Here is a 22,042-nt window from a genome sequence, read left to right as displayed (position 1 = left end):
GGAGGTGCCATCAGTCCTCCTGTTTCAGCAGGAGCTGTGTGTCGGTAAGCAGCACTGAGAGAATGATCTGGTGGCCGCGGGGCGGAATGCGCAGCACTTGGCTCCAGGCGGCGTCTTCCTGGCTTCGGTAGTCCGCTATCACTGCAACAAACCGGGTTTCAGGCTCGATAGGTGCAAGAGGTATGAACTTGAACTGGCCAGGGCTAAGCAGGTAATCGTCATCGCGGACGTAGGTACTTCTCAGCGCTGCGGCAGGGTCCTTGTCCAGCTGTTCGTACACGCTGTTGCGCAGCAGCGAGTCATCGCTCAATTGCAGGATCTTGATAGCCATCGGCGTAGCGACGGGTTCGATGCCTGTAGTGCGCTGTTGCGGTAGGGTCAGTGCTACGCTCGGGTCGTCATAACTGCCTGGGGTGCTCTCCTCCATCGGGGAGCGCGCCAGGTCATCACTATCACCCGAGAAATCATCGGCGGGCGACATCGCGGGGAACTGTGCCTGGAGGTGTTCGTACAAGGCACCGACTTTTTCGATCAGCCCATAGGGGTCGCCTGCGCTCAGGCTAACGGCATAGGGGCTGGGCTCCAGGACAGGCTCCAGCTCCAGCTCCAGCGCTACATGCAGGCTGCTCGGGTTGCTATTGAGTGATGGGCTGGCATTGATGCTGAAGGCGATGAGCGTCGGGTGATCCTTCGGTGGCCCCACGGGCAACGAGGGGTCCATGATTACCTGGCCAATTTTGCTCAGAGCGTTGCAGCCCGACAGTGCGATTAGCGTCATTAGCAGAGCACCAGAGAGCGAAAGGCGTTTCATGAGTGCTCTCCTGCGATCAGGCGCTCCAGAGCGGTGTGCTGTGCGGCATCGAATGCTGCCAAAGGATCATTGCCAATGCCTGGTTCGAACATCGAGCAGATGTCTGCGGCTAACGGAGTAGCGGCTGCCGAGCGTTCCCATGGTTCGGCCGGAGCATCCAGCAACCAGTGGTCCAGGGTGCTCTGCTCAGCGCTTAGCAGATACCCCAGCGATCGCGCATCGGCTTGTGCAAACTGAACTCGCAGCCAATAGCCGCCAATGCGCAGTCGGTCACCCTCAAGTAACCGCCTTGCGGTCAGCGGCCCCAAACTCTGGCTGTTGTCATTCAGATAAGTACGCCCACAACGGTCGAGTGCACAGAACCCCCCCTCGATCCACCGAATTTCGCAGTGGAGGGGTGCGACAGAGTGGTCGCGATCATTGATTTGCCACGTAGTGCCGTCACTGCCGATGGTGCCGCCTGCGCAATCGAATGAGTGGCGGCCACTGATGGCGTGCTGTAGCTGGTCGAGGTTGATGACGCTCAAGGTCAGGGTCTTCATGAGCGCCCTCGGAATCGCACGACAGGGCTGACATGGCCGTGGCTGTCATCGATGAAGCTGGTCCAGCCCAGGTATGCACCATTGGCACGGTGCAAGCAGAACGGCGACAGTGCGTTCTGCTTGACTCGCAGCTCCAGGTCGTAGGCCAGACCATCGCGCAGTAAAAAGTCGATCAACGCCCGTAAGCGGCTGAAATTGATCCCGCTGGGCAGCAAGTCATGCAACTGCGCGGGGGCAAGGTCGCTGATCACGATGGTGAACTTGCTGCTGCGTGTGCGTGTGCGGCTGCCTACCATGAAGCTGCTGCCCAGCTCGCCGTTGCATCGCCCCAGGCTAACCAACTGCCTTGCCGTGGTGCAGACCATGCGGGTCTCGAACTCGCGGATATGCACACGCGTCAGGTCGAAACAATGCGCGATGATGCCGGCGACCGTTCCGGGTGCACGGCTGCGACTGGCAATCACGCCAGCAAAGCTGAGCAGTCGGCTCCAGGGCAGTGCCGTATGACCGCGCAATTGTTTGTCGTTCAACCCTATCAGGGCAAAAATATACTGCGAGAAACCATCGCTAGCACCTGGCTGGAAGCGAATGTAATAGCGGTATTTGCGCCAGATACGGTGCAGCAGGCTGAGCATGTAGTGATTGAAGAAATCGAAGAATGCTGGCCGGACACCGATGCCCTGCGCATGTTCATAAGCTACTTGCTCCAGGTAATAGGAGGGCAAAGGTGAGTCTGTGCCGTGCAGCCCCATGAACGTGGCGCACACGCGGTAGCGCTCTGCTGCCCCAGGCATGTGCTCGGCGTTGTAAATGTCGGAGACAGGGAAGTTAAGCCGCGGGTCACTGGCAAGCCGTACGCGTAGCCGGGTGGCCTGAGCCGGCCAACGTGGCTCCAGGTCATCCCCGTGCAGGCCATGCAGGCGCTCCAGCAACTGGAAAAAGTTGTACTGGTGCGCCACGGCGAGCAGCTTGTCGGCTAGATCAGCGGTTGCTTGCCGGTCTGGATTGGCCATGTGTAGCGCTCGTTGTTGGTGGTATTGATCACTTCCAGTTGATGGAAGGAATTGATGCTGGCGTACAGCGCGAAGAAGTGCGCAAGGACGCAGCCGAACAAGTACAGGTCGCCTTCGCAAAGAAACGCGGTTTGGTCCAGTTCCAATTGCGTGCGCAAACCCCGAACAGGCTGGCCGTTGATCAACCAGTCCAGAGGTTCTGTATGAACACCCCGGATGCCGTCCAGGCGCTTGCGGGTAGTGCGGGTGTGCTGGATGTCGTGCAGGGCCGCGAAGTCGTAAGCACAAATCACCGCTTTTAGCGGTTCGGCGGAGAGCAGTGACAGGTAGTTGAGCGACATGTTTGAAATCAGCGCCCACTGCAGTTGGCCGTCCAGTACCGGCCGATAGGGGCGGGTGGGTACCGACAGGTTGCTGTAGGTGGCCAGCGGCGGTGTAACCTCGGAAATCAGATTGATGTCATCGATGCCCAGCGCCAGCGGTAGGTCGCGGTTGGTGCAGGTCAGGTCAATGGACGCCGTTTCCAGCTCGCCGATGTAGGCATTGGCGTCTGCACGTACAAATGCGATGCGGTGTGTTACCCCATCGCCTCGCAGGGAGTCTTCCAGTGTGTAGCGATAATAGAGTGCCGTGCGTCCTTGCACATGCTCGATCTCATGGGCGAATGACTCAAAGGGGCGGAACGTGCGAAGGTGTTCACCGGCCCTGCCATCAGTGGTCGTTCGGGTGCTGATGACCTGATCGACGCTGAATATTTCATAGGCGTGCCGTGCCTCACCCTTGGGCGTAAGCTCAACCTGGGCGTGCCGGCTGGACAGGTCGATGGGCTCGGCGCTGTGGCTGAAAAGGTTCACGGCCGGTGTGCAGAACAGGCACAGGTCAGCATTGCCAACCCGTAATGAGTCAGGTAGCTGGCGGGTGAAGTGAAGTTCAATACACACTTGCTGAGCGGGTTGGGCGGGCCAGATCTTCTCCAGACCAGTTACGCTGAAGAAGTGGAAACGCTCGGGGAATACAAAGTATTCCTGCAGAATCCGGTAGCCGTCGAATACGTTCTGGGGATAGGGCAGTAGTGCTTCCTCTGGGCCAAAGCCTGGGAAAGCGATGCAGCCGACCGGTAGCCGGCGGCTTTGGCTATTGATCGTTACAGTGACATGCTTGAGATACTGGGCGATCCACAGGTACAGCGTTCGAGCCGTCTGGGCATCCGCGCTCAGATGGAAATCAAGGCTGGCGCAGCCGAGCGTGTTCAGCGGCCGCTCGACCAGCGTTCGTAGGCCGATTCGCGCCACCGAGCTGTCGAGAGTTTGTGTTGTGCTGATTCGCTCGATCTCGAACGGGTGGATGCTCACGTTCGTGCAGGTTCGGAATTCGCATTGCACCCCATCTACAGGCTTGGAGAACAGTCGTGCGCCCTTGGAAATGCCATGGGACTGGCTCAGCGCTTGCTGGCGCGGCAAAAACCGGATAATCGTGGCGCTCGGAAGGGGCCTCAGATAGTTCGGCCATAGCAACTGCAGCATGGGGTGCGTCAGCTCAGGCAGGTCGTCTTCCAGTTTCAGGCGCAACTTTGCCGTGAGAAATGCAAATGCCTCCAGCAGCCGCTCGACATCGGGGTCGCTGGCACCGTTGCCGAGCAGGCGGGCCAGTTGCGGGTTGTCCTGGGCGAAGTCGTTTCCCAGCTCACGGAGGTAACGCAACTCTTCGTTGAACCGATCCTTGAGCGACATGGGTTACCTCACTCGGGTGTGGCGGTTATGGCCGTTGACCAGGAGTTCAAGCTGCAACTGCTGCGCGTGGTTGTTGACCAGCACGATGCAGTCCAGCTTGAAATGCAGCTCCAGCGGGGCATTGGCATCCGGGACGACCTTGAGTGTTCGCACCTGTACACGTGGCTCAAAGCGCTGGATGGCGCGGCGGATATCCGCGCTCACCTGCTTAAGCAGGTCGCCACTACTGGCATCGTGTCCATTGAAATCCTGTAGGCCCAAGTCGGGGCTGCTTTGCGAGCAGCCCTGGCGAGCGTTGAGCAAGGTTTCCAAATGGCGCTTGATAGCGGCAAACTTCTGCGAAGCGCTCTCTTGCCTGGAAGGCGCTTGGCTCGCGAACTGATCCGCCACCAGGCGATCGAAAAACCCACTCATTGGGTATCAAGCCTGCCGACGAGCGAGATCTCGAAATTTGCGCCCATGTATTTGAAGTGCGGGCGCACGGCGAGCGAAACCTGATACCAGCCTGGGTCTCCCGCGACGTCTGACACCTCGACGCTTGCAGCACGCAGTGGGCGCCGACTGCGTACATCGGCAGAGGGGTTTTCCTGGTCGGCGACGTACTGCTTGATCCATTTGTTCAGTTCGGACTCAAGGTCTTTGCGCTCCTTCCAGCTACCAATCTGCTCGCGCTGCAGTACTTTGATGTAGTGCGCGAGCCGGTTGACGATGAACAAGTAGGGCAACTGCGTACCCAGTTTATAGTTGGTCTGCGCTTGTTGGCCTTCCGGTGTCTTGGGGTAGTGCTTGGGTTTCTGTACCGAGTTGGCCGAGAAAAACGCGGCGTTGTCGCTGTCCTTGCGCATGGTCAGGGTGATAAAGCCCTCTTCTGCCAGCTCGAACTCTTTGCGGTCAGAAATCAGTACTTCAGTAGGGATCTTGGCCTGCAGCTGACCCAGGGACTCGTACAGGTGCACCGGCAGGTCTTCAACCGCGCCGCCCGACTGCGGGCCGATGATGTTCGGGCACCAGCGGTAACGGGCAAAGCTGTCGTTAATACAACTGGCCAGCAAGAAGGCGGAGTTGCCCCATAGGTAGTGGTCGTGCCGCCCGCCGATATCTTCGCAGTAGTTGAAGCTGTGAATCGGGTTGTCTTGGGGATGATAGGTGGAACGAAGCATGAAGCGTGGCCCGGTCAACCCGGTATGTCGGGCATCTTCGCTTTCACGAAACGCACGCCATTTGGCGTGCCGTGGGCCGGCGAAGATGTCCTTGATCTCCTTCAGGTTGGGCAGCGCCTCAAAGCTATTCAAATTGAAGAACTCAGGGGAGGGCGCCGCCAGGAACGGGGCATGTGACATGGCACCGATGGAGGCCATGTAACTCAGCAGTTTGATATCTGGCGAAGACGGCCCAAAACTGTAGTTGCCCACCATCGCGGCAACAGGCTCACCACCGAATTGGCCATATCCTGCGGTGTAAACATGTTTGTAGATGCCACTGCAGGTGATGTCTGCCGCATGTTCGAAGTCGTCGAGTAACTCTGCCTTGGTGACATGCAATACTTCGAGTTTTATGTTCTCGCGAAAGTCCGTTCGGTCGACCAGGAGTTTGAGGCTGCGCCACGCGGACTCCAACTGCTGAAACTCAGGTTGATGCAGAATGGCATCCACTTGTTTGCTGAGCACACGGTCCAGTTCGGCAATCATCTGGTCCACGCGGTGCTTGTTGACCCTCTGATCTGGGTCGGGGGATTTGAGAATATCGGCGATAAAGGCCGAAACACCTTGGCGCGCCACCTGATAACCCTCCTGGGATGGCTGCAACTGAGTGTGCGCCATAATCTGGTCGAGCAAGGTGGCATTGCTAATAATCCCGTCAGCTGTTTCAACGGCGATAGGGGTACTGATGGGCTTTGGCATGTGACGCTCCGTTGTCTCAGTCTTCTGTTGGCGCCTCAAGCACCAGGTCCAGTTCTTCGGCGAGTTGTTTGCGCGCTTGCGGGCTGTTCAGCAGGTCCTGTAACTGCTTGCGAAACGCCGGCACGTTGCCCAGCGGGCTTTTGAGTGCAACCAATGCCTCGCGAAGGTCCAGCAGCTTGTTCAGTTCAGGCACTTGGCGGGCAATGCGGTCAGGCCCGAAATCATTGATGGAGTCGAACGTGAGGTCGACCGCGAGCTCCCCATCTAGGGCTGTGCTGAGCAGGGAGGGCACACACACCGACAGGCTTACATCAGCGTCATTCAGCACGTTATTGAAGGTGTGCTTGTCAATACGTATGACCGAGCGGTCTTCCAGTGCGCGGGCATCTGCAAGGCCGAAGTCGCCCAATACCAACATCTTGTGCGGGAGCTCCACTTCAGCCTGTTGGTCGCCCGTGGCGGGTACGTACTTAATGTTGATGCGTTCTTTTGGCGCAACCGACCCTGTGGATTTTGACATCGCAGAATCTCTCCTTGGTTTGTGTGTTCCGTAAAGTTGTAAGTGTAGGTTGTGAGAATAAGTTGTAGGAAGTTTCGCTTTTGCAGGGTGCTTGAATGAAATAACACGCTGATCTGAACTCAGGGCTTTGGATGCGCTTTTAAAAACCATGCGCCTTGGTCTGTTAGTTAGTCGAGTTTAAAAGTGTAAAAAAATATTTGTTTGTGGCACATGTTTTTTATGGTCTAGGATTTCGTCGATTCAAGCGCCACGGCGGTTCTTGTAAGGAAGTTTTAATGCCGCCGCCTGTATAGGGTGTCCGCGTCATTGATAGGGAATCTACTTACAATGTTTGGTAAAAATTCTTATGGCTTAGTTTTTACATTAATACTGGGTTTGATTCCGGTGCTGGGGTACCCCGATCAGGACTGCCTGGGGATCGTGTCCAATCTGGAGCGCCTGGCATGTTTCGACAGATCTGCCGGAACGCCTGCGCATCGGGCAACTGTGCAATGGTCTCCACCAGAGCGGGACTCGCCTACACGGCTTCGTGTAATGGCCCATGAGGCAACGCGGTCGCATGAAGACCTGGCATTTCGCCTGAAGCGCGCAGAGGACGGGCTGATGATCTCAGCCCCTGCAATCGCCTCGTCAACACCGCACCCCTTTCTGGTGATCAGTTGCATTCAGAATATTTCCAGGCTGCAACTGATAACCGCTAAACCCGTTGATGCTGGGCGTGTGATGGTGCGCCTGAAAGGGGAGCGTGCCTCGACAGCCTCCACTGCTTGGCAGGTGACAGAGAACGGGCAGGTACTGGACGCTGGCAGAGGTTTGCCAGGCATCGAGCAGATCAAACAGTTGGTCAAGGCCCATCGCATTGAGGTCAAGAGTGACAACCAGGCAATTGATGGTCTGACCTTCGACGCTCAAGGGCTTGATCCGCTCATTGCTGAGGCACGTAAAGCATGTCGCTGGTAGCCGAAGTCACTGCGCAGGATATCGCCCGGCTGCTAGCGCCTATCGACGCCAGGGAGGTGGCCGGCCTGTTCGACGTGGAGGACGAAACCTACCAGGCCATTGATCAGGAGATGGTCAAGCTGGGTGGTCTACAGGCGCCCTCCATCGATTGGGCCTTTATCGAAGAAGCGTCGCGGCACTACCTGGCGCATCAGTGTAAACATTTGCGCATCACCGCCCACCTCAGTGCCGCTTGGCTGCGCAGCCAATGCTGGGAACGTTGGGTTTTTACCCTGGCGCTACTGGCCGGCATGGTGGAGATCTATTGGGAAAGCGCGTACCCGAAGCCCGGCCCTACTGGATATCTCGGTACACGCAAGTTGGTCGGGTTGATGCTTGAGCGCTTGATCCACGCCTTGCCGCGCCTGGATCGTTTCACGTATAGCCCCGCCCAAGCCGCTACCGCGCAAGACGCGCTGCAACGCCTCCTACTGCAGTGCGATGCCGCGCAGCTCGATAACGCGATGCTGGAAGAACTGGCGCGCTTGCTGCACAAGCACGCGCAGGATCAAGACGATCATGTCCAGCCTACCATCAACAACCCGCCGGGCAGACCGATCCAGCCTGCGCAGCTCGCTGAAGTGATCGCAGCGCCCCTGTCACGTGCGCCGTTGGGCAATGAACGTGAGTCCCGGCGCGCGATGCTGGCCATGGCCGAGCTCGTCAATCAGCAAGACCCATACGATCCAACTGGCTACCAACTTCGTCGGTTTGGTTTGTGGGCGCACATCCAGGCACCGCCGCACAGCCTGCAAGGCAAGCGTACTGAGCTGATGGCAGTACCACCGGAAATTGTCGGGGGCTACGAAGACGCCCTTGCCGGCACTGCAATCGACACAGTCTTGCTGCAGCGGATCGAAAAAAGCCTTACGGCTTGCCCTTACTGGATTCGCGGCAGCTTTCTGGCAGCCACCGCCGCTACGCGGCTGGCGATGGGTGAGGTGGCCGAGGCCATTCGCGCGGCGACCGCGCGCTTCGTGCAGCGCATGCCTGCGCTTGAGCAGTTGTGCTTTAGCAACGGCAAGGTCTTTGTCGATGACCAATGCCTGGCGTGGCTCAAGGGGGCACAGGTTGGCTGCGAGCCGGGTGCCGCCCCTCTGGAGTTTGCCTCCTTGCGAGAAGAGTTGGCCTGCCAGTTGGAAACCACTGGTGTGGAGGCGGTCTTGCTCAGGCTGCAGGGCATGCAAACAGACTTGCACAGCCTGCGCGAGCGCTGCCACACCACCGTTATCGCCGCAGACCTGTTAGCCGCTCGAGGTGTTTCCTGGTTGGCCCAGGACCTGTGTGCAAGCGTAGCCCGAACCATGCAGGAAACCACAGCGAGCCGCTGGGAGCCCGAGGTGTTCAAGCGCCTTGGGCAGTATGCGTCACCCCTTAACCGCGGGCCGGCGGGATCAACGAACGGGAGTCATGATGAGTCAACGATGGAAGCATCTTAAGCGCTGGGGTCTGCCTTTGGTGACCCGTGTCGGCGCGGCCATGCCGCTGCTGCTAGGGCTGGGCGCGGCGCTAATGTTGGTGGCTATCTGGTGGCTGGGCCCAGAATGGAGCTGGCGCGAACAGCAGCCACTGGCCAGCGTGGCGCACCGCGCCCTGGCGAGCCTTACGCTTGTATGGGTGCCATTGTTGTTTTGGCTTCTGATACTGCGCACCCGTTTCCGACGCCTGCAGGCCGAGCGCAACCGCTCAGCGGCCGCACAGTTGGACCCTGTGCTGCCTTTCGTTCAGACGCAAGAGAGGGCATTGGACCAAGGGCTGGCGCGCTATCTGGACAGCGCAGGCGGGCGACGTGCTCTGTACCGGCTGCCCTGGTATCTGGTGCTGGGCGACCAACAGGCGGGAAAGACGAGCTTGCTGGATCATACCGAGCAAAATTTTTCGCTGACACGCATCGATAAAGCGCAAGCGCGGGGGCGACAAGCTCAAGCGCTGGTCTACCCGATAGGTTGGTGGATCAGCAACGACGCGGTGATTATCGACCCGCCGGGCGCTTTCATCCGTCAGGGATCGTTTACAGGTCCAGTCACGGACCCGGCAGACGTGCCAGATATACCACCTGCAACATCGGCCAGGCTGTGGGAGCACATGCTGGGTTGGCTGGTGCATAACAGAAGCCAGCGGGCTCTCAACGGCCTTTTGCTGGTTGTCGACTTGCCAGCGCTGCTCCATGGCACGCCAGCTCAACGGGTAGCGCTGGCTCATGGGCTGCGCGCGCGGTTATACGAGGTGGGCAATACATTGGGCTCGCGCCTGCCGCTGTATGTCGTGCTGACAAAGTTCGATTTGCTGGACGGCTTCGATCAATTCTATGCGGGCCTTTCGGCCGCCTCCAGGGAGCAGATGCTTGGTTTCACATTCAAGCTCGATGCAACCGGTTCGGTCGACGCATGGCTGGATGAATACGGCAGAAATTATGATCAACTGATCGGCACGGTATTCGAGCAGGTGTTGGACCGGCTCAATGCCCTGGGGGATGCGCCGCTACGTTCACGCCTGTTCTCGCTACATGCTCAGTTGATTGGGCTAGGCCCGATACTGCTGAACCTTCTGCAAGAAACACTCGCCAGTGATCGTTTCACCACACCTGCCTTGGTACGTGGCGTCTATTGGTCTTCGGTCGTGCAGCAAGGCGACATGTTCAATGCGTTCGTTCGCGAAGCGGCCCAGCCCTATAGAACCCAGCTGCCGTTACGAGAGGGCAAGGGGCAGGTCAAGGCGCTGGTTTACTTCATCCAGCACGCCTTCAGCAGCGTCATCTACAAAGAGGCGGGGCTTGCCGGGGACAACATCAGGGTAGCGGGCAAAAAGCGCCAACTGTTCTGGATCGGCTCGGGTGTTGGAGTACTGGCTTTTTGTGTGGTCATGGCCGGCTGGCAGCGCTATTACGCTATCAATGGTACCAAAGCCGCCAGCGTGCTTGCCAAGAGCAAGGAATACAGTGACCACGAAGTGGACCAGCGCCTGGACCCCACAGGTCGCAATCTGTTGGAGCCGTTGGGCCAGATCCGCAATGCCGTATCGGTGTTTGGCGATTACCGCACCGCGTGGCCGGGTATTTCTGACCTTGGGTTGTACCAGGGGCGCGCCATAGGCCCCCGCGTTGATGAGGCTTACATCACATTGTTGTCCAAGCGGTTCCTACCCGCCTTGGCCAGTGGCGTTGTGGAAGCCATGGAGGCTGCACCGCCGGGAAGTGAACAGCAAATGGCTGCGCTTCGGGTCTACCGAATGCTCGAAGACCGCAACAGTCGCCGGGCTGGATGGGTGGAGGACTGGATGGCCCGCCATTGGCAGGTGAAGTTTCCAGGTCAAGGGCCACTGCAAGGCGACCTGATGCGGCACCTGAAGTACGCCTTGGCTTATGCCGACACCGATTTACCCCAATACAGCCTGCGCGTGGCAGGCGTGCAGCAGGTCTTGAAAAAGGTGCCATTGCCCGAGCGAGTGTATGCAAGCCTCAAGCAGCAGGCCGGGAACGAGTTGCCGGCCAGTCTGGATCTGCGCCACCAGATCGGGCCTGCGTTCGATGTGGTCTATCAGCCCTCGCCAGGCTCGAGTCAAAGTAGAGGTTTGCTTATAGCGCATATGCTCACCGCCAAAGGTTTCAAAGAATACTTCGAACCTCGTAGTCAACGGTTTGCAGAGATGGCGATGATCGACCAGTGGGCGCTTGGAGAGCGTGACCAGCTCGAGTACTCGGATGCCGACCGGGAAGCCCTGGGCGAGCGACTGCGCAGCTTATACAGTGCTGATTTTATCGATAGCTGGCGAGGTGCCTTGAATGCATTTGCGGTGGCAGACTTCCGCGACCTGGAACACGGGGTAGCGGTGCTGGGGCAACTGACCGGGCCGGCTGCGCCCATGCATCGGCTGCTGGATACTGTCAGAAGTAATACGTCGCTCTCATCGCCAACGGTTGCAGCTGCATCTGGGGATGCCGAATCGCTGCTACCGACGACTAACAAGCTTGAGCAGCGACACGCCTGGGCTATTCAACGTACCTTCACCGGGCTGAGTGCCATGCTGCAGGCAGCCGCAGAGAAACCTAGTTACTACGACGAAACCCTTAATGCCATCGCCGCTGTGCACGACTATGCCAAGGCAGTGCAGGATAGCCCCGAACGAGGCAAAGCCGCTCTGCAGGCCGTAATTCAACGTTTCTCGATGACGGGTCAAGACCCCATCGGCACCCTGCAACGGGTGGCAACTGGGCTACCCGAACCGATCAATCACCACGTCAGAAAACTGGCCGATCAAACCGCACAAGTGCTGAATGTGGAAGCCCTGCGTGAGCTGGAGCGGCGCTGGGATGCCGAGGTGTATAGTTTCTTCCAGCAGCGCCTGGCTGAGCGCTACCCCTTCGTTGTAAGGGCGCCCGATGCCTCTCTCGACGACTTTGAAGCCTTCTTCGGGCCGAAGGGGCGACTGCAGCAGTTTCATGATCAGTATCTGAAAGTCTTCTTGAAGGATAACCTCGAAGCCTTGCAAGCCGGCCAGCAGGGTCGGTCACTGGTGCGCGGTGATGTGCTGGAGCAGCTGGAGCAGGCAGACCGTATCCGTGAGGCGTTTTTCGATCAGCACGGTAACCTGAGCGTGCAGTTCAGCATTGAGCCACTGGGGCTGAGTGCCAATCAGCGCACCAGCTTGCTTGACTTGGATGGGCAACTGATTTCCTACACCCATGGCCTAGGCCAGATCACGGGTATCGTGTGGCCAAATACCCTGAGGCAGCAGGTCCGCAGCAACCTGACATTGCTCAGACAGAACGGTAATAGCAGCAGCCTTGAGTACCGTGGTCCGTGGTCGATGTTCCGCTTACTTAGCCGTGGCTCGCTCAATGGGCGTACTGCGACCAGCGTAGACCTGAGCTTCAGAACCGGCGATGGCCTGATGCGTTACAGGCTCAACGCTGAGAAGGCATTCAACCCCATTACGCAAGCGCCTTTTAAAGGCTTCCGACTGCCCCGGGGGTTGTTACAGGCGTCGCCAGGGGGCGGGCCGATGACGCAGGCCGGGCTGTAAGCAATGAGAGGGGAGAACTTATTGCCGTGTGTGACAGGCCGCCTCGGGTCGAAAGCCGCCTGTCACTACTGACCGCTACCGACCCATCGCGACGTCCGCAGTATCCTGCACACTAGGCACATGAAAATGGAGCAACCGTCCACATCCGCGCATACGCCACGCTTTATTCCCTGTCCCGGTTCCTACTCTACAGCGCGTATTTCTTTGCCCCTGCAACACAGATGACGGCCCCCAGCGTTACCACCAGCATCGTCCAGCTGACCTGCTCATGCAGCAGCAACGCTGCCAGCCCAAGCCCTATGAACGGCTGAAACAGTTGCAGCTGGCCCACCGCTGCAATGCCACCCTGGACCAGCCCTCGGTACCAGAACACAAACCCGATCAGCATGCTGAACAGTGAAACGTAGCCGAGGCTGAACCACGCAGGCGCGCTTACCTTGGCGAAGGCAGCTGGCGCCGGAAGATTAATAATGGTTAGCAGCAGCATCAGCGGCAACGCCACCAGCAACGCCCAGCTGATCACCTGCCAGCCCCCCAATGTTCGCGACAGACGTGCCCCTTCCGCGTAACCCAAGCCACAGACGACTACCGCTGCCATCATCAGCAGGTCGCCCACCGCGGAAGCCTCACCGCCATTCATCAACGCGTAACCTGCCACGATCCCGGCGCCCATCATCGAGAACAGCCAGAACAATGGCTTGGGCCGCTCGCCGCCCCGCAGCACGGCAAACCCTGCGGTACACAGTGGCAGCAGCCCCACGAAGACTATGGAGTGCGCAGAGGTGACGTGCTGCAGGGCCAGGGCCGTCAGCAGCGGAAACCCGATAACCACGCCCAGCGCGGTTACAGCCAATGGCCACACGTTACGCCGTTCAGGTCGAGGCTGGCGCAGCACCAGCAAGAGAAGCGCACCCAACAGGGCGGCAATCGTTGCCCTGGCAGAGGTCAGGAACGTTGGTTCGAAGCCCGTCACTGCCACACGGGTCGCCGGCAGGGAGCCCGCGAAGATTGCGACGCCTATGAAGCCGTTGATCCATCCGCTTGTTGATCTTTGCATTGCCCAGCCCTCTGTAAGTGCGGGTTCAGTACATCACTTACGGGCGCAACCGGGCCATGTACAATCCAGTACAGTTTGGTCGAACTGTTATGCACATCAATCCAGCACAGTTGAGGGTGAGATGAAACGCGGTGCAACGCTGATCCGGACAGTCATGGGCGAGGTCCAGTCCAGGATTGCCTCTCGAACCTACACACCAGGTGCGCGTATTCCCTCGGTGCGGGCAATGGCGCAAGCCATGCAGGTATCGGTTTCCACCGTTCTCGAGGCCTACGAAAGGTTGATGGCCGAGGGTGTACTCAGCTCACGCCCTGGCTCGGGCTACTACGTAGCCGGGCCCGTGGCGCCGTTGGCACTGACCGAGCTCGGCCCTAGGCTCGATCGTGAAGTCGACCCACTGTGGATTTCGCGCCAGTCGCTTGAAAGCTCCAGCGAAGCGCTGAAACCGGGGTGCGGGTGGCTACCTGCGTCCTGGATGCACGAAGCCGGCGTGCGCAAGGCGCTTCGAATAGCAGCCCGTTCCGACACACTGCAACTCACCGAGTACGCTTCGCCGCTAGGGCATCCGCCGCTCAGGCAATTCCTGTCCAGACGGCTGGCAGGAAGCGGCCTTGAAGTGCCGCTGGAGCACATCATGCTCACAGACTCCGGCACCCAGGCCATCGACCTGATTTGCCGCTTTCTCCTGGAGCCGGGGGACACCGTCCTGGTTGACGACCCCTGCTATTTCAACTTTCACGCGCTACTGAAAGCACACAGGGTGAACATCGTAGGCGTGCCCTACACGCAGAACGGCCCAGACATCGATGCGTTCGGCGCGGCTCTGCTAAAGCACGCGCCCAGGTTGTACATGACCAATTCCGGCATCCACAACCCGACCGGGGCCACTTTGTCTCCGGTCACGGCGCACCGGTTGCTGAAGCTGGCCGACACATCCAACCTGGTGATCGTGGAGGACGACATTTTCGCGGATTTCGAGCATACCCCCGCGCCACGGCTGTCGGCCTTCGATGGTCTCAATCGCGTCATCCAGATAGGCAGCTTCTCCAAGACCATCTCTGCTTCCATCCGCTGTGGCTATATCGCCGCCCGTGGCGACTGGATTGAGAGCTTGGTCGACCTCAAGATTGCCACCACCTTCGGGGCTGGGCGCTTGGCCGCGGGCATCATCCATCAGGCGATTACCGATAGCGGGTACCGAAAGCACTTAGAGAGCGTTCGTCTCAGGTTGGCCGAGGCCATGGACAGCACGGTCGCGAGGCTTCAGGCCGTCGGTATCAAGCCCTGGATAATTCCCCGGGCAGGCATGTACGTCTGGTGCCAACTGCCTGAAGGCAAGGATGCCGCAACCTTGGCCCGGGCCTGCCTGAAGGAAGGTGTATTGCTGGCGCCCGGCAATGCGTTCAGCCAGTCCATGACGGCGGGGGATTACCTGCGGTTCAACGTTGCCCAAGCGGAAGACACCAGGATCTACGAAGTGCTGAAACGGGCGCTGGGTGCATAGTCGCGAGCGCTAGTGTGATGACACGAACGGCGAGGGTGTAGTCGGCGCGGCAACGCATAGGCCTGCTTCATCCGTGCCACTTCCGCCAACGGTGTCCGGCCGAGCAGGCGCTTGAAGTTGCGGCTGAACAGCGACCACCTGAAGCATTTAGTGCTTCAACTAGGGAGTTTGCTGGCGATGTAAGTGACGATTTTAGCTAATAAAATTCCCGCAGGTAAAAAGTCCCACAACTACCTGGGAAGTTTCCGACGGCACTCCAGCTTGTACATCTTTCCATCTGCACTACTCTCTGAAGTGCCGCAATGACGCGGCATCTTAATGGAGATACAAAAATGAAAATTATCCAAATGGAAACTACCCAGTTGGCAAACTTTGCGCTTGTGGTTCAGGCGTGCAAGTAATCCCTGAGTGTTGAAAATTGAAGTGCAGTGCCGGCCTGCGCTTCAATTGGGAGGTTAAATGATAAATGAAAATTGCTTTTTTATAGGTTTCCAAGATTCATTGGTGTGCTGGGATTTCAAGCAGCATAAGCAGTACCAACTCTCCAGAGCAAATGCGATTGAAGTGATCAATCACATTTATGGCGGCGCTGATAATGATGACGGCGTTGATGTTATGACTGATCTTAGAGGTGTCGGGATCATTGCAGAGGAGGGTGCGCAAACCCATCCGTGGGACTGGGATATCCTTTCACGGATCTTCCATATTGGAACAAAAGATCTTATAACGGACGACCAGCCATCGAATGAAACAGAGTGGGCAGTCCACTATCTTGCTCACTGTGATGAAGCTCTGCAACAAGAGAGATTTTCATCAGGCCCGGCAGAGGGTGACGGGTTTTTGTTGCCTCAATGGGATGATAGCGACGAAGTCAGCCGTGTAATGGGGCAGCGTATAACGGTTAGAAATTTTAAAGACACGCCTGTCTCTTTGGTTGATCTTGGTCGTATCCTTCAGCAAACATTAGGCTTCTCAGTCGCACGTTCTCGGACAGACTGTACGATGACGAGTGACCCGTTTGCCCAGCGCCGTTTGAGCCCTTCTGCAGGTGGACTCAACGCGACGGAAGGGTATGTATATGTCTCAAACGTAACGGGTCTACACCCTGGCTTCTATTACTATGATCCCCAGCACCATAGCCTACACTGGCGTGGTGGGCTGGTTTCAAAACTCGGCGATTTAGTCGCCGGTCAGCACTTCGTTAATAATGTACCTGTCGGATTATTTCTGACGTCGCGTTTCGACAAGCTGTGGTGGAAGTACAAGCACTCGAGAGCCTACAGGATGGCCCTGATTGAGGTTGGGCATGTTGCGCAGACTTTCCAACTTTCAGCCACTGCGACGGGTATGCAGACTTGGTTAACCGGTGCTCTGAATGACTCGCTCGTTGAACAAAGAATCGCGCTAGATAACCCCTGTGAGCACGTCCTATTTTTCGTGGCCTGCGGATACAGCGAGGGTGCTGCCATACCCGACTGCATGCGTGATTTATTGACGTCTCGGGAGGCGGATCAAAAATGATGGGTGTATTAAATCGCAGGTCAAGAGTTTTCAAAGCGTGGGACTCATCAAGTACAGTGCGCTCGAAAGCCTACTGCTATGAGCTAACGCCAGACGATTTTTCCATCAATGACCCCGAAATGTGGTTCCCGTCGCTGCTTGGTCCTGCATTGAGTCATCCAGCTGTATGTGCCTTGCCGGTTGAGAATAGGAAAATTCTCCATATTCACTATCTATTGTATTTCATGGATTACACGGCTCAACTTGAGATGGGTCAGGTGAATGAGGCTGTTCAGTGTATGTCAGTCGGTGGGCTTAGTGAGTATTTTAGCGCGGAGGACCGTAGAATGGGAATCCAACTGTATGTGGATGAAGGCTATCATGCGCTATTTTCACTTCACTTGGCAGATCAATTGGCGACTCGCTATGCCCTTGATAGGGTGAGTTCCTCTCGAATCTTAAATATGCATAGCCTTATCTCAAGCAGTGCAGAGGTCTACAAAGATCTAACCCGATTCTGTATAGCGTTCGTTTCAGAAACTGTCATTGTTCGCGAGTTGCTTGAGCTGACACGTGATGATCTCGTCAGGCCTGTGGCAAATATGTTTATGGATCACCTGCATGACGAAGGGCGTCACTCAATATATTTTATCGAGTGTTTTTCGATTCTTTGGCGCCAGCTCGGGGCGGGTGAGCGTGATCACGTGGTTGAAACTTTAATTAAGGTGCTGGCGGTATTCAGTCGGCCCGAAGCGCGTTTCGTGAATTCGCTTTTCGCCTCGCACCCCACTACGGCGTCTCACGTGCTTCCCGACCTCAAGCGAGGCTGGGTGGAAAGAATGAGGTCTCTGTCTGCTTCAACAATTCAAGCAATTAGCCGGACGGATATGTTGCGTAATACGCATTATCACCAATTGTTCAAGTCCGCAGGCTTACTTTCGTGAATGGCGTGTATCAACCTGTGATGCGTATCTATTTGCTCGCTCTGTTATTGTTGATGACCTTGATGGGTGTGTTCCCAATAGATGTAATTCTGCCCTCTTTTCCATCGCTCGCGGACAGGTTTGACGTTGATGTGAGTCACATAGCGTACTCAGCGAGTGGTTTTGCTCTCGTGGTCGCGCTGTCACAACTATTGATAGGGCCGCTCTCCGACAGGATCGGTCGTAAGCGGCTACTCATGGCTGGACTGACATTAGCCACACTAGGCGCTGTCGGTTGCATGCTTGCGAACCGCTACACGGATTTCATGTTCTTTCGGTTCGTTCAGGGGCTGGGGTGTGGTAGTTTTGTGCTGAGCCAGGCACTTGTGCAAGATCTGTATGAAGGGCGGCAATTAAACGCGGTACGTATCATGCTGACGACTGCAAGTGGGGTGTTCATCTGTTTATCCCCAGTGGCTGGCGTTATGTTGGAAACGTCGTTCGGGTGGCAGTCCAGTTTTTTGGTTTTCACAGTGCTTAATTTAGTTGCATTCCTACTGATTATATTCATCCCGCCCGAACATACGATATCGGGTAGTCGCGACCCTATCCTCCATGTGTACAGGAAGATGTTGTTAGACAGGACCTACATGTCTTTGTCCCTGTTATCAGCATTCGCCTTTGCTTGCCATTTTTCATTTGTTATCACAGCCCCCATTTTACTCATGGGGACGCTGGAGCTCTCCGCACATGAATTTTCTTTGGTGTTCATGTGCTATGGGCTGTCGTACGTATTGGGGGGCGTGATCGCTGGCTGGTTTAATCGTAAGGTCAACCCACTTCTCCAGGTTGGAGTGGGGTTGCTGCTTGTGGGGTTTGCCAGTTGTTTGCTCCTGCTTTGGCAGATGACAGAAGGAGTGACCTTGGCGGGGCTGATGGTTCCGATGATCGTTTGTACAGCGGGTACCACACTGGTACGGCCTGCCGCTACCACTCAGGCGTTGTCACGGCACCCCCGTCACGCCGGAGCGGCGTCGGCACTGAACACCACTCTCATGTTTGCGGTCGGTGGACTCGCAAGCACTCTCATGGCAGCCATGAAGACGGTGACGCCGATGAACCTTGGTTTCATGTTTCTTGCTTTCTGTATGCTTGGATGGCTATTGCTTCAGGTGCTCAAGCACTGCCAGCCTACAGCGGATTACCACCGCACCCAGCGATGCGCTTCTGGCCGCCGCCAACCACGTGGTAACCACAACTCCCTCACAACACCGCCGAAAACACCGAAGCCGTAATCCGCTCACTCAACAATTCCAACGCCCGAATCCCCGCCAGCGAGTTCCCCGAGGCATTCAACGCCGGCGACCACACGCAGATGCTGTACCGCCCCGGCACCACCGCGACAATACCGCCGCCCACGCCGCTCTTGCCGGGCAGGCCGACGCGGTAGGCAAAGTTGCCGGCCTCGTCGTACAGGCCGCTGGTGGCCATGATCGCGTTTACCTGCTGGGCCTGGCGGGGGGTGAGGATGTGTTCGCCGCTGTGTGGGCAGTAGCCGCTGTTGGCCAGGAAGGCGAAGCCGCGGGCGACATCTGCGCAGTTCATGGACAGCGCGCAGTGGTGGAAGTAGCTGCCCAGTACGGCGTCCACGTCGTTGTGGAAGTTGCCGAAGGCTGTCATCAGCCAGGCCATGGCCGCGTTGCGGGCGCGGTGTTGGTATTCGGATTCGGCGACCACGGCGTCGCTGACGATGCGCGGGTTGCCTGCCAGGCGGCGGACGAAGTCGCGCATCGACAGGGCGGGGGTGGCGAAGCGTGACTGGTTGATGTCGCAGATCACCAGGGCGCCGGCATTGATGAAGGGGTTGCGCGGGCGGCCTTTTTCCACCTCCAGCTGTACCAGCGAGTTGAACGCCTGGCCGGAGGGCTCGTAGCCCAGGCGGGACCAGATGGCTTCGCCGCTGTGGTTGATCGCCTGGACCAGGCTGAACACCTTGGAAATGCTCTGGATGGAGAACGGCGTATGTGCGTCGCCAGCGCAGTGCAGCTGGCCGTCGAGGCTGTGCACGGCGATGCCCAACTGGTTGGGGTCTACTTGGGCGAGGGCGGGGATGTATTGCGCAACCTGACCTTGGCTTAGCAGGGGGCGGACCTGGTCGAGGATCTCTTGCAGCATGTCTTGCATCGCAACGGCCTTGGGGACGAAGGTGGAGTAGTCACAGACGACGCTCCACGGCGGCAAGGCACGTAACGGATGTGTGGATCAGGCCCAGAGCCCCAGCACCACCAGCGCTGCCACACCCAGGCCAACGGCCAGTGAACAACCCCCTAAAGACAATGCGGCTTTGCCCTGGCGGTACCAACCGTCATGCCCCAGTTGCCGTGCCGGTGCCAGCAGGCTGCGCCAGCGCATTTCGGTATCGTGAAACGCCTGCAGGTTGGCGGGGTGTGCATCGAGCCAGCGGCGGAAGTCGATGCGTTCGCAGGCGGACACGCCTGGGCTTTGCAAGCGTACGTACCATTGGCCGGCAACGCTCGCCAACACGTCACGGCGCGGCAGGCCGGCGTGCAGGGCTTGGGCCATGTGGCGCTCGATGCTGCGCACCGGCAAGTCGAGGCGTGTGGCGATGCGGGTGAAGTCGAGCTGGTCCAGGCGGCTGAGCAAAAACACTTGTTGTACCCGCCGGGGCAGCCGCTTCAATGCGTGCAGTAGCGCAGTGTCGCCATCGGCGGTGCTGGGGGTTGGGGCCTCAAGGCGCAGCAGCAGGCGGGTCATGGACAGCTCCTTGCTGATAAGGGTAGGGGCGTGATGTCTTCCGTGATGGGAGTGAGCGTAGGTGAAACGAGATTGATTCTCAAGTGCTGATTCAGCAAAGTTTTGTAATGAGCGTTCACGCTCTGACACACCTTTGCTATCATCCGCGCCATCACGATCTTCATTAGCCTGAAGAGCCAAAAAAAAGACCCGGCAAAAAGCCGGGTCAAAAACCGTGATTAGCCTGATGAGGAGATAATCTGAGAGCGACCTAAGCTCCAGATTATCCAGCGGATCTCGCGATCAGCTGAGTGCAATAATAATCGTTATCATTTGGCAGTCAAATGATTTTTTGTTCATCCGGTAAAAAAAATCACCGGAGCGCTTCCTTGTCCCGGCAATCGGGGCCATTGCCTTAACGCGGCCACCACGTTTCCCTTCTTTCTACCCGTCTGTTTCCAGCCCGCGCCTGTGCTCCAGCAGTGCGCGCGCCATGTCCATCATGTGCATCAACGCAAACGTGAGCTCCCGCTGGCTGCCATGCTGGTGCGTGGCCGTTTCCTGGGCGGTTGCGGCGGCGCATCGCAGCAGAGCGATGGCGTGCTCCTGGGCCTGCTCGCTGGTAACGCCTTCATGCAGCGTCCAGATTTTGTTCTCCAGCGTGGGGCGTGGAGGGTTGGGGTTCAGGTAGTAATCGAGGGCGCGGCGGGCTGCTTCGCTGTCGAGATCTGTTTCGTCGTTTTTCGATGGTTTCATCGCGATACCTTATGAGTTCCCGTCAAACACACTGAAACCCTAGGATAGGTCAATCTGTACTATTTGGCGGCTTAAAAATAATTCGGATTGTGTATTGCTGGCAGTAATACAGTCCGTATTGTTTCGGCCATGGAAAATTGGAATGCATTTCTCAAGCGCTACAAGCGCGAACATAACCTCAGCCAGCTGAAATTGGCTGAGCGCCTTGGTATGACCCAGGGTGGTGTGGGTCATTGGCTGCGTGGCACGCGACGGCCGACTCTGGAAACCATCAATGAAAAGCTCGAAAAGCTGGGACTTATCTATCTCGAAGCGCAAGTGATGGTGGTTGAGCGCGATATCGTGCGCGAGACATCACCACACTATGGGCCGGCACGGCCGATTTCCCCCCAGGCACTGCTTTACGCCAGCTTCAGGTTTCCAGTGCTGGCATGGGCTGACCTGCAAGGGCCGCTTCCGGACGCCAGCGAAGTCCACGAACAGACTGATTACATGCCTGCGGGCAACGCGTTCTGGTTGGCTGTTGAGAATGACTCGATGAATGCAACTAGCGGCCAGAGCGTGCCTGAAGGTATGCGAGTACTGGTTGACACAGGGCTTGATGCGAAACCAGGCAACCTGGTTATCGCGCGGCAACCTGGGCGTCCCGCGGTGTTGCGCCAATTGGTGGAAGAGGGCGGTGACAAGATGCTCAGGCCCTTGAATGCGCGGTATCCCACGGTTTTGTGTGAGGACGGCTGCGAATTCCTGGGTGTGGTGGTGCGTGTGCACGGGTCGTTTTGACGGTGCTGTTAGCGCCGTGCCGGCGCATCGCGAGCTTTGCTCGCTCCTACGGGTGCCTTGGGCCATTTTCTGCTGCGCTATCTGCCGGCGAACTCCTGGGGGCGCAACACGATCTTGCGCCGTACCCACAAGGCGGTCGCGCGCGCCCGTCACAGGCGTAACTGGCCCAAAACAACCGTAGGAGCGAGCAAAGCTCGCGATGCGCCGCGCGGGCGGCGCTCGGTCTC

Annotated in this window: 19 protein-coding genes; 8 read left to right on the top strand and 11 right to left on the bottom strand. The window is 57.8% G+C overall.

The genetic code is table 11. The features are described from left to right. Nucleotides 1-10: 10 nt before the first annotated feature. Genes tssJ through tssB form a run of 7 tightly spaced genes read right to left on the bottom strand, consistent with a single transcriptional unit; the run spans nucleotide 11 to nucleotide 6,517 of the window. Nucleotides 11-811, bottom strand: coding sequence for a type VI secretion system lipoprotein TssJ (gene tssJ / locus IAE36_RS03160; RefSeq protein ID WP_201210161.1), 801 nt, complete (start codon nucleotides 809-811; stop codon nucleotides 11-13). Next, nucleotides 808-1,353 (bottom strand): FHA domain-containing protein, encoded by a 546-nt coding sequence (locus tag IAE36_RS03155; RefSeq protein WP_201210159.1) that lies wholly within the window; start codon nucleotides 1,351-1,353, stop codon nucleotides 808-810. The genes tssJ and IAE36_RS03155 overlap by 4 nt, the downstream gene beginning before the upstream one ends. Continuing rightward, nucleotides 1,350-2,366, bottom strand: a complete 1,017-nt coding sequence (gene tssG, locus IAE36_RS03150) for a type VI secretion system baseplate subunit TssG (protein ID WP_201210157.1) — start codon at nucleotides 2,364-2,366, stop codon at nucleotides 1,350-1,352. Before tssG ends, IAE36_RS03155 begins: the two co-directional genes overlap by 4 nt. Then, the gene (tssF, locus tag IAE36_RS03145) at nucleotides 2,330-4,096 is read right to left on the bottom strand and encodes a type VI secretion system baseplate subunit TssF (protein WP_201210155.1); all 1,767 of its coding nucleotides are present in this window, start codon (nucleotides 4,094-4,096) and stop codon (nucleotides 2,330-2,332) included. The genes tssG and tssF overlap by 37 nt, the downstream gene beginning before the upstream one ends. 3 nt (nucleotides 4,097-4,099) lie before the next feature. Continuing rightward, nucleotides 4,100-4,510: a type VI secretion system baseplate subunit TssE gene (tssE, locus tag IAE36_RS03140; RefSeq protein ID WP_201210152.1), complete on the bottom strand. Its 411-nt coding sequence runs from the start codon at nucleotides 4,508-4,510 to the stop codon at nucleotides 4,100-4,102. Then, nucleotides 4,507-5,997, bottom strand: a complete 1,491-nt coding sequence (gene tssC, locus IAE36_RS03135) for a type VI secretion system contractile sheath large subunit (protein ID WP_201210144.1) — start codon at nucleotides 5,995-5,997, stop codon at nucleotides 4,507-4,509. The genes tssE and tssC overlap by 4 nt, the downstream gene beginning before the upstream one ends. Before the next feature lie 16 nt (nucleotides 5,998-6,013). Beyond that, entirely contained in the window at nucleotides 6,014-6,517 is a 504-nt protein-coding gene (gene tssB / locus IAE36_RS03130; protein WP_201210138.1) for a type VI secretion system contractile sheath small subunit, read from the bottom strand. Nucleotides 6,518-6,844: 327 nt separating this feature from the next. On the opposite strand from tssB, the gene vasI reads away from it, so the two are divergent. The 3 genes from vasI to tssM are packed head-to-tail and all read left to right on the top strand — an operon-like array spanning nucleotide 6,845 to nucleotide 12,538. Continuing rightward, a complete protein-coding gene (gene vasI / locus IAE36_RS03125; RefSeq protein ID WP_201210135.1) occupies nucleotides 6,845-7,477 on the top strand; it encodes a type VI secretion system-associated protein VasI in 633 nt (210 codons plus the stop codon). Then, on the top strand, nucleotides 7,465-8,955 hold the full coding sequence (gene tssA / locus IAE36_RS03120; RefSeq protein WP_201210132.1) for a type VI secretion system protein TssA: 1,491 nt from the start codon (nucleotides 7,465-7,467) through the stop codon (nucleotides 8,953-8,955). The genes vasI and tssA overlap by 13 nt, the downstream gene beginning before the upstream one ends. Beyond that, complete coding sequence (gene tssM, locus IAE36_RS03115; RefSeq protein WP_201210293.1) at nucleotides 8,930-12,538, top strand: type VI secretion system membrane subunit TssM; 3,609 nt, start codon at nucleotides 8,930-8,932, stop codon at nucleotides 12,536-12,538. Before tssA ends, tssM begins: the two co-directional genes overlap by 26 nt. A gap of 187 nt (nucleotides 12,539-12,725) precedes the next feature. Here the strand turns inward: tssM and IAE36_RS03110 are convergent, their stop codons facing one another. Next, nucleotides 12,726-13,595, bottom strand: a complete 870-nt coding sequence (locus IAE36_RS03110; protein ID WP_201210124.1) for a DMT family transporter — start codon at nucleotides 13,593-13,595, stop codon at nucleotides 12,726-12,728. A 121-nt stretch (nucleotides 13,596-13,716) separates the two neighbouring features. Between IAE36_RS03110 and IAE36_RS03105 the strand changes: the two genes are divergently transcribed. The 4 genes from IAE36_RS03105 to IAE36_RS03090 all read left to right on the top strand — a co-directional run bounded on the left by IAE36_RS03105 (nucleotide 13,717) and on the right by IAE36_RS03090 (nucleotide 18,817). After that, the gene (locus IAE36_RS03105; protein WP_201210122.1) at nucleotides 13,717-15,099 is read left to right on the top strand and encodes an aminotransferase-like domain-containing protein; all 1,383 of its coding nucleotides are present in this window, start codon (nucleotides 13,717-13,719) and stop codon (nucleotides 15,097-15,099) included. A 459-nt stretch (nucleotides 15,100-15,558) separates the two neighbouring features. Beyond that, nucleotides 15,559-16,620: a SagB family peptide dehydrogenase gene (locus IAE36_RS03100; RefSeq protein WP_201210121.1), complete on the top strand. Its 1,062-nt coding sequence runs from the start codon at nucleotides 15,559-15,561 to the stop codon at nucleotides 16,618-16,620. Next, the gene (locus tag IAE36_RS03095) at nucleotides 16,617-17,543 is read left to right on the top strand and encodes a diiron oxygenase (protein ID WP_201210120.1); all 927 of its coding nucleotides are present in this window, start codon (nucleotides 16,617-16,619) and stop codon (nucleotides 17,541-17,543) included. Before IAE36_RS03100 ends, IAE36_RS03095 begins: the two co-directional genes overlap by 4 nt. 20 nt (nucleotides 17,544-17,563) lie before the next feature. Beyond that, nucleotides 17,564-18,817 carry a multidrug effflux MFS transporter gene (locus tag IAE36_RS03090; RefSeq protein WP_201210285.1) on the top strand — a complete coding sequence of 418 codons (1,254 nt, stop codon included), beginning with the start codon at nucleotides 17,564-17,566 and terminating at the stop codon, nucleotides 18,815-18,817. Here IAE36_RS03090 and glsB read toward each other — a convergent pair. From glsB to IAE36_RS03075, 3 genes are all read right to left on the bottom strand, one after another. Continuing rightward, nucleotides 18,786-19,706: a glutaminase B gene (glsB, locus tag IAE36_RS03085; protein ID WP_201210118.1), complete on the bottom strand. Its 921-nt coding sequence runs from the start codon at nucleotides 19,704-19,706 to the stop codon at nucleotides 18,786-18,788. The genes IAE36_RS03090 and glsB overlap by 32 nt on opposite strands. A gap of 78 nt (nucleotides 19,707-19,784) precedes the next feature. Beyond that, complete coding sequence (locus IAE36_RS03080; protein WP_201210111.1) at nucleotides 19,785-20,297, bottom strand: DUF4880 domain-containing protein; 513 nt, start codon at nucleotides 20,295-20,297, stop codon at nucleotides 19,785-19,787. Between the two features lie 423 nt (nucleotides 20,298-20,720). Next, on the bottom strand, nucleotides 20,721-21,032 hold the full coding sequence (locus IAE36_RS03075) for a DUF6124 family protein (RefSeq protein WP_028632302.1): 312 nt from the start codon (nucleotides 21,030-21,032) through the stop codon (nucleotides 20,721-20,723). Nucleotides 21,033-21,161: 129 nt separating this feature from the next. On the opposite strand from IAE36_RS03075, the gene IAE36_RS03070 reads away from it, so the two are divergent. Next, nucleotides 21,162-21,815, top strand: a complete 654-nt coding sequence (locus IAE36_RS03070; protein ID WP_201164700.1) for a LexA family protein — start codon at nucleotides 21,162-21,164, stop codon at nucleotides 21,813-21,815. Nucleotides 21,816-22,042: the final 227 nt, after the last annotated feature.

This window comes from Pseudomonas sp. S36, from assembly GCF_016647875.1.
GTDB classification, from domain to species: domain Bacteria; phylum Pseudomonadota; class Gammaproteobacteria; order Pseudomonadales; family Pseudomonadaceae; genus Aquipseudomonas; species Aquipseudomonas parafulva.
The sequence above is the reverse complement of the archived record's forward strand: the minus strand, read 5'-3'. Positions and strand labels throughout refer to the sequence as shown.

Bases quoted from the DNA above. Each gene is read 5' to 3' on its own strand.
- tssA (WP_201210132.1), top strand. From the start codon at position 7,465: ATGTCGCTGGTAGCCGAAGTCACTGCGCAGGATATCGCCCGGCTGCTA.
- tssJ (WP_201210161.1), bottom strand. From the start codon at position 811: ATGAAACGCCTTTCGCTCTCTGGTGCTCTGCTAATGACGCTAATCGCA.
- IAE36_RS03100 (WP_201210121.1), top strand. From the start codon at position 15,559: ATGATAAATGAAAATTGCTTTTTTATAGGTTTCCAAGATTCATTGGTG.
- tssF (WP_201210155.1), bottom strand. From the start codon at position 4,096: ATGTCGCTCAAGGATCGGTTCAACGAAGAGTTGCGTTACCTCCGTGAG.
- vasI (WP_201210135.1), top strand. From the start codon at position 6,845: ATGTTTGGTAAAAATTCTTATGGCTTAGTTTTTACATTAATACTGGGT.
- IAE36_RS03105 (WP_201210122.1), top strand. From the start codon at position 13,717: ATGAAACGCGGTGCAACGCTGATCCGGACAGTCATGGGCGAGGTCCAG.
- glsB (WP_201210118.1), bottom strand. From the start codon at position 19,706: ATGCAAGACATGCTGCAAGAGATCCTCGACCAGGTCCGCCCCCTGCTA.
- tssE (WP_201210152.1), bottom strand. From the start codon at position 4,510: ATGAGTGGGTTTTTCGATCGCCTGGTGGCGGATCAGTTCGCGAGCCAA.
- tssG (WP_201210157.1), bottom strand. From the start codon at position 2,366: ATGGCCAATCCAGACCGGCAAGCAACCGCTGATCTAGCCGACAAGCTG.
- IAE36_RS03155 (WP_201210159.1), bottom strand. From the start codon at position 1,353: ATGAAGACCCTGACCTTGAGCGTCATCAACCTCGACCAGCTACAGCAC.
- IAE36_RS03070 (WP_201164700.1), top strand. From the start codon at position 21,162: ATGGAAAATTGGAATGCATTTCTCAAGCGCTACAAGCGCGAACATAAC.
- IAE36_RS03110 (WP_201210124.1), bottom strand. From the start codon at position 13,595: ATGCAAAGATCAACAAGCGGATGGATCAACGGCTTCATAGGCGTCGCA.
- tssB (WP_201210138.1), bottom strand. From the start codon at position 6,517: ATGTCAAAATCCACAGGGTCGGTTGCGCCAAAAGAACGCATCAACATT.
- IAE36_RS03075 (WP_028632302.1), bottom strand. From the start codon at position 21,032: ATGAAACCATCGAAAAACGACGAAACAGATCTCGACAGCGAAGCAGCC.
- IAE36_RS03090 (WP_201210285.1), top strand. From the start codon at position 17,564: ATGCGTATCTATTTGCTCGCTCTGTTATTGTTGATGACCTTGATGGGT.
- tssC (WP_201210144.1), bottom strand. From the start codon at position 5,997: ATGCCAAAGCCCATCAGTACCCCTATCGCCGTTGAAACAGCTGACGGG.
- IAE36_RS03095 (WP_201210120.1), top strand. From the start codon at position 16,617: ATGATGGGTGTATTAAATCGCAGGTCAAGAGTTTTCAAAGCGTGGGAC.
- IAE36_RS03080 (WP_201210111.1), bottom strand. From the start codon at position 20,297: ATGACCCGCCTGCTGCTGCGCCTTGAGGCCCCAACCCCCAGCACCGCC.
- tssM (WP_201210293.1), top strand. From the start codon at position 8,930: ATGAGTCAACGATGGAAGCATCTTAAGCGCTGGGGTCTGCCTTTGGTG.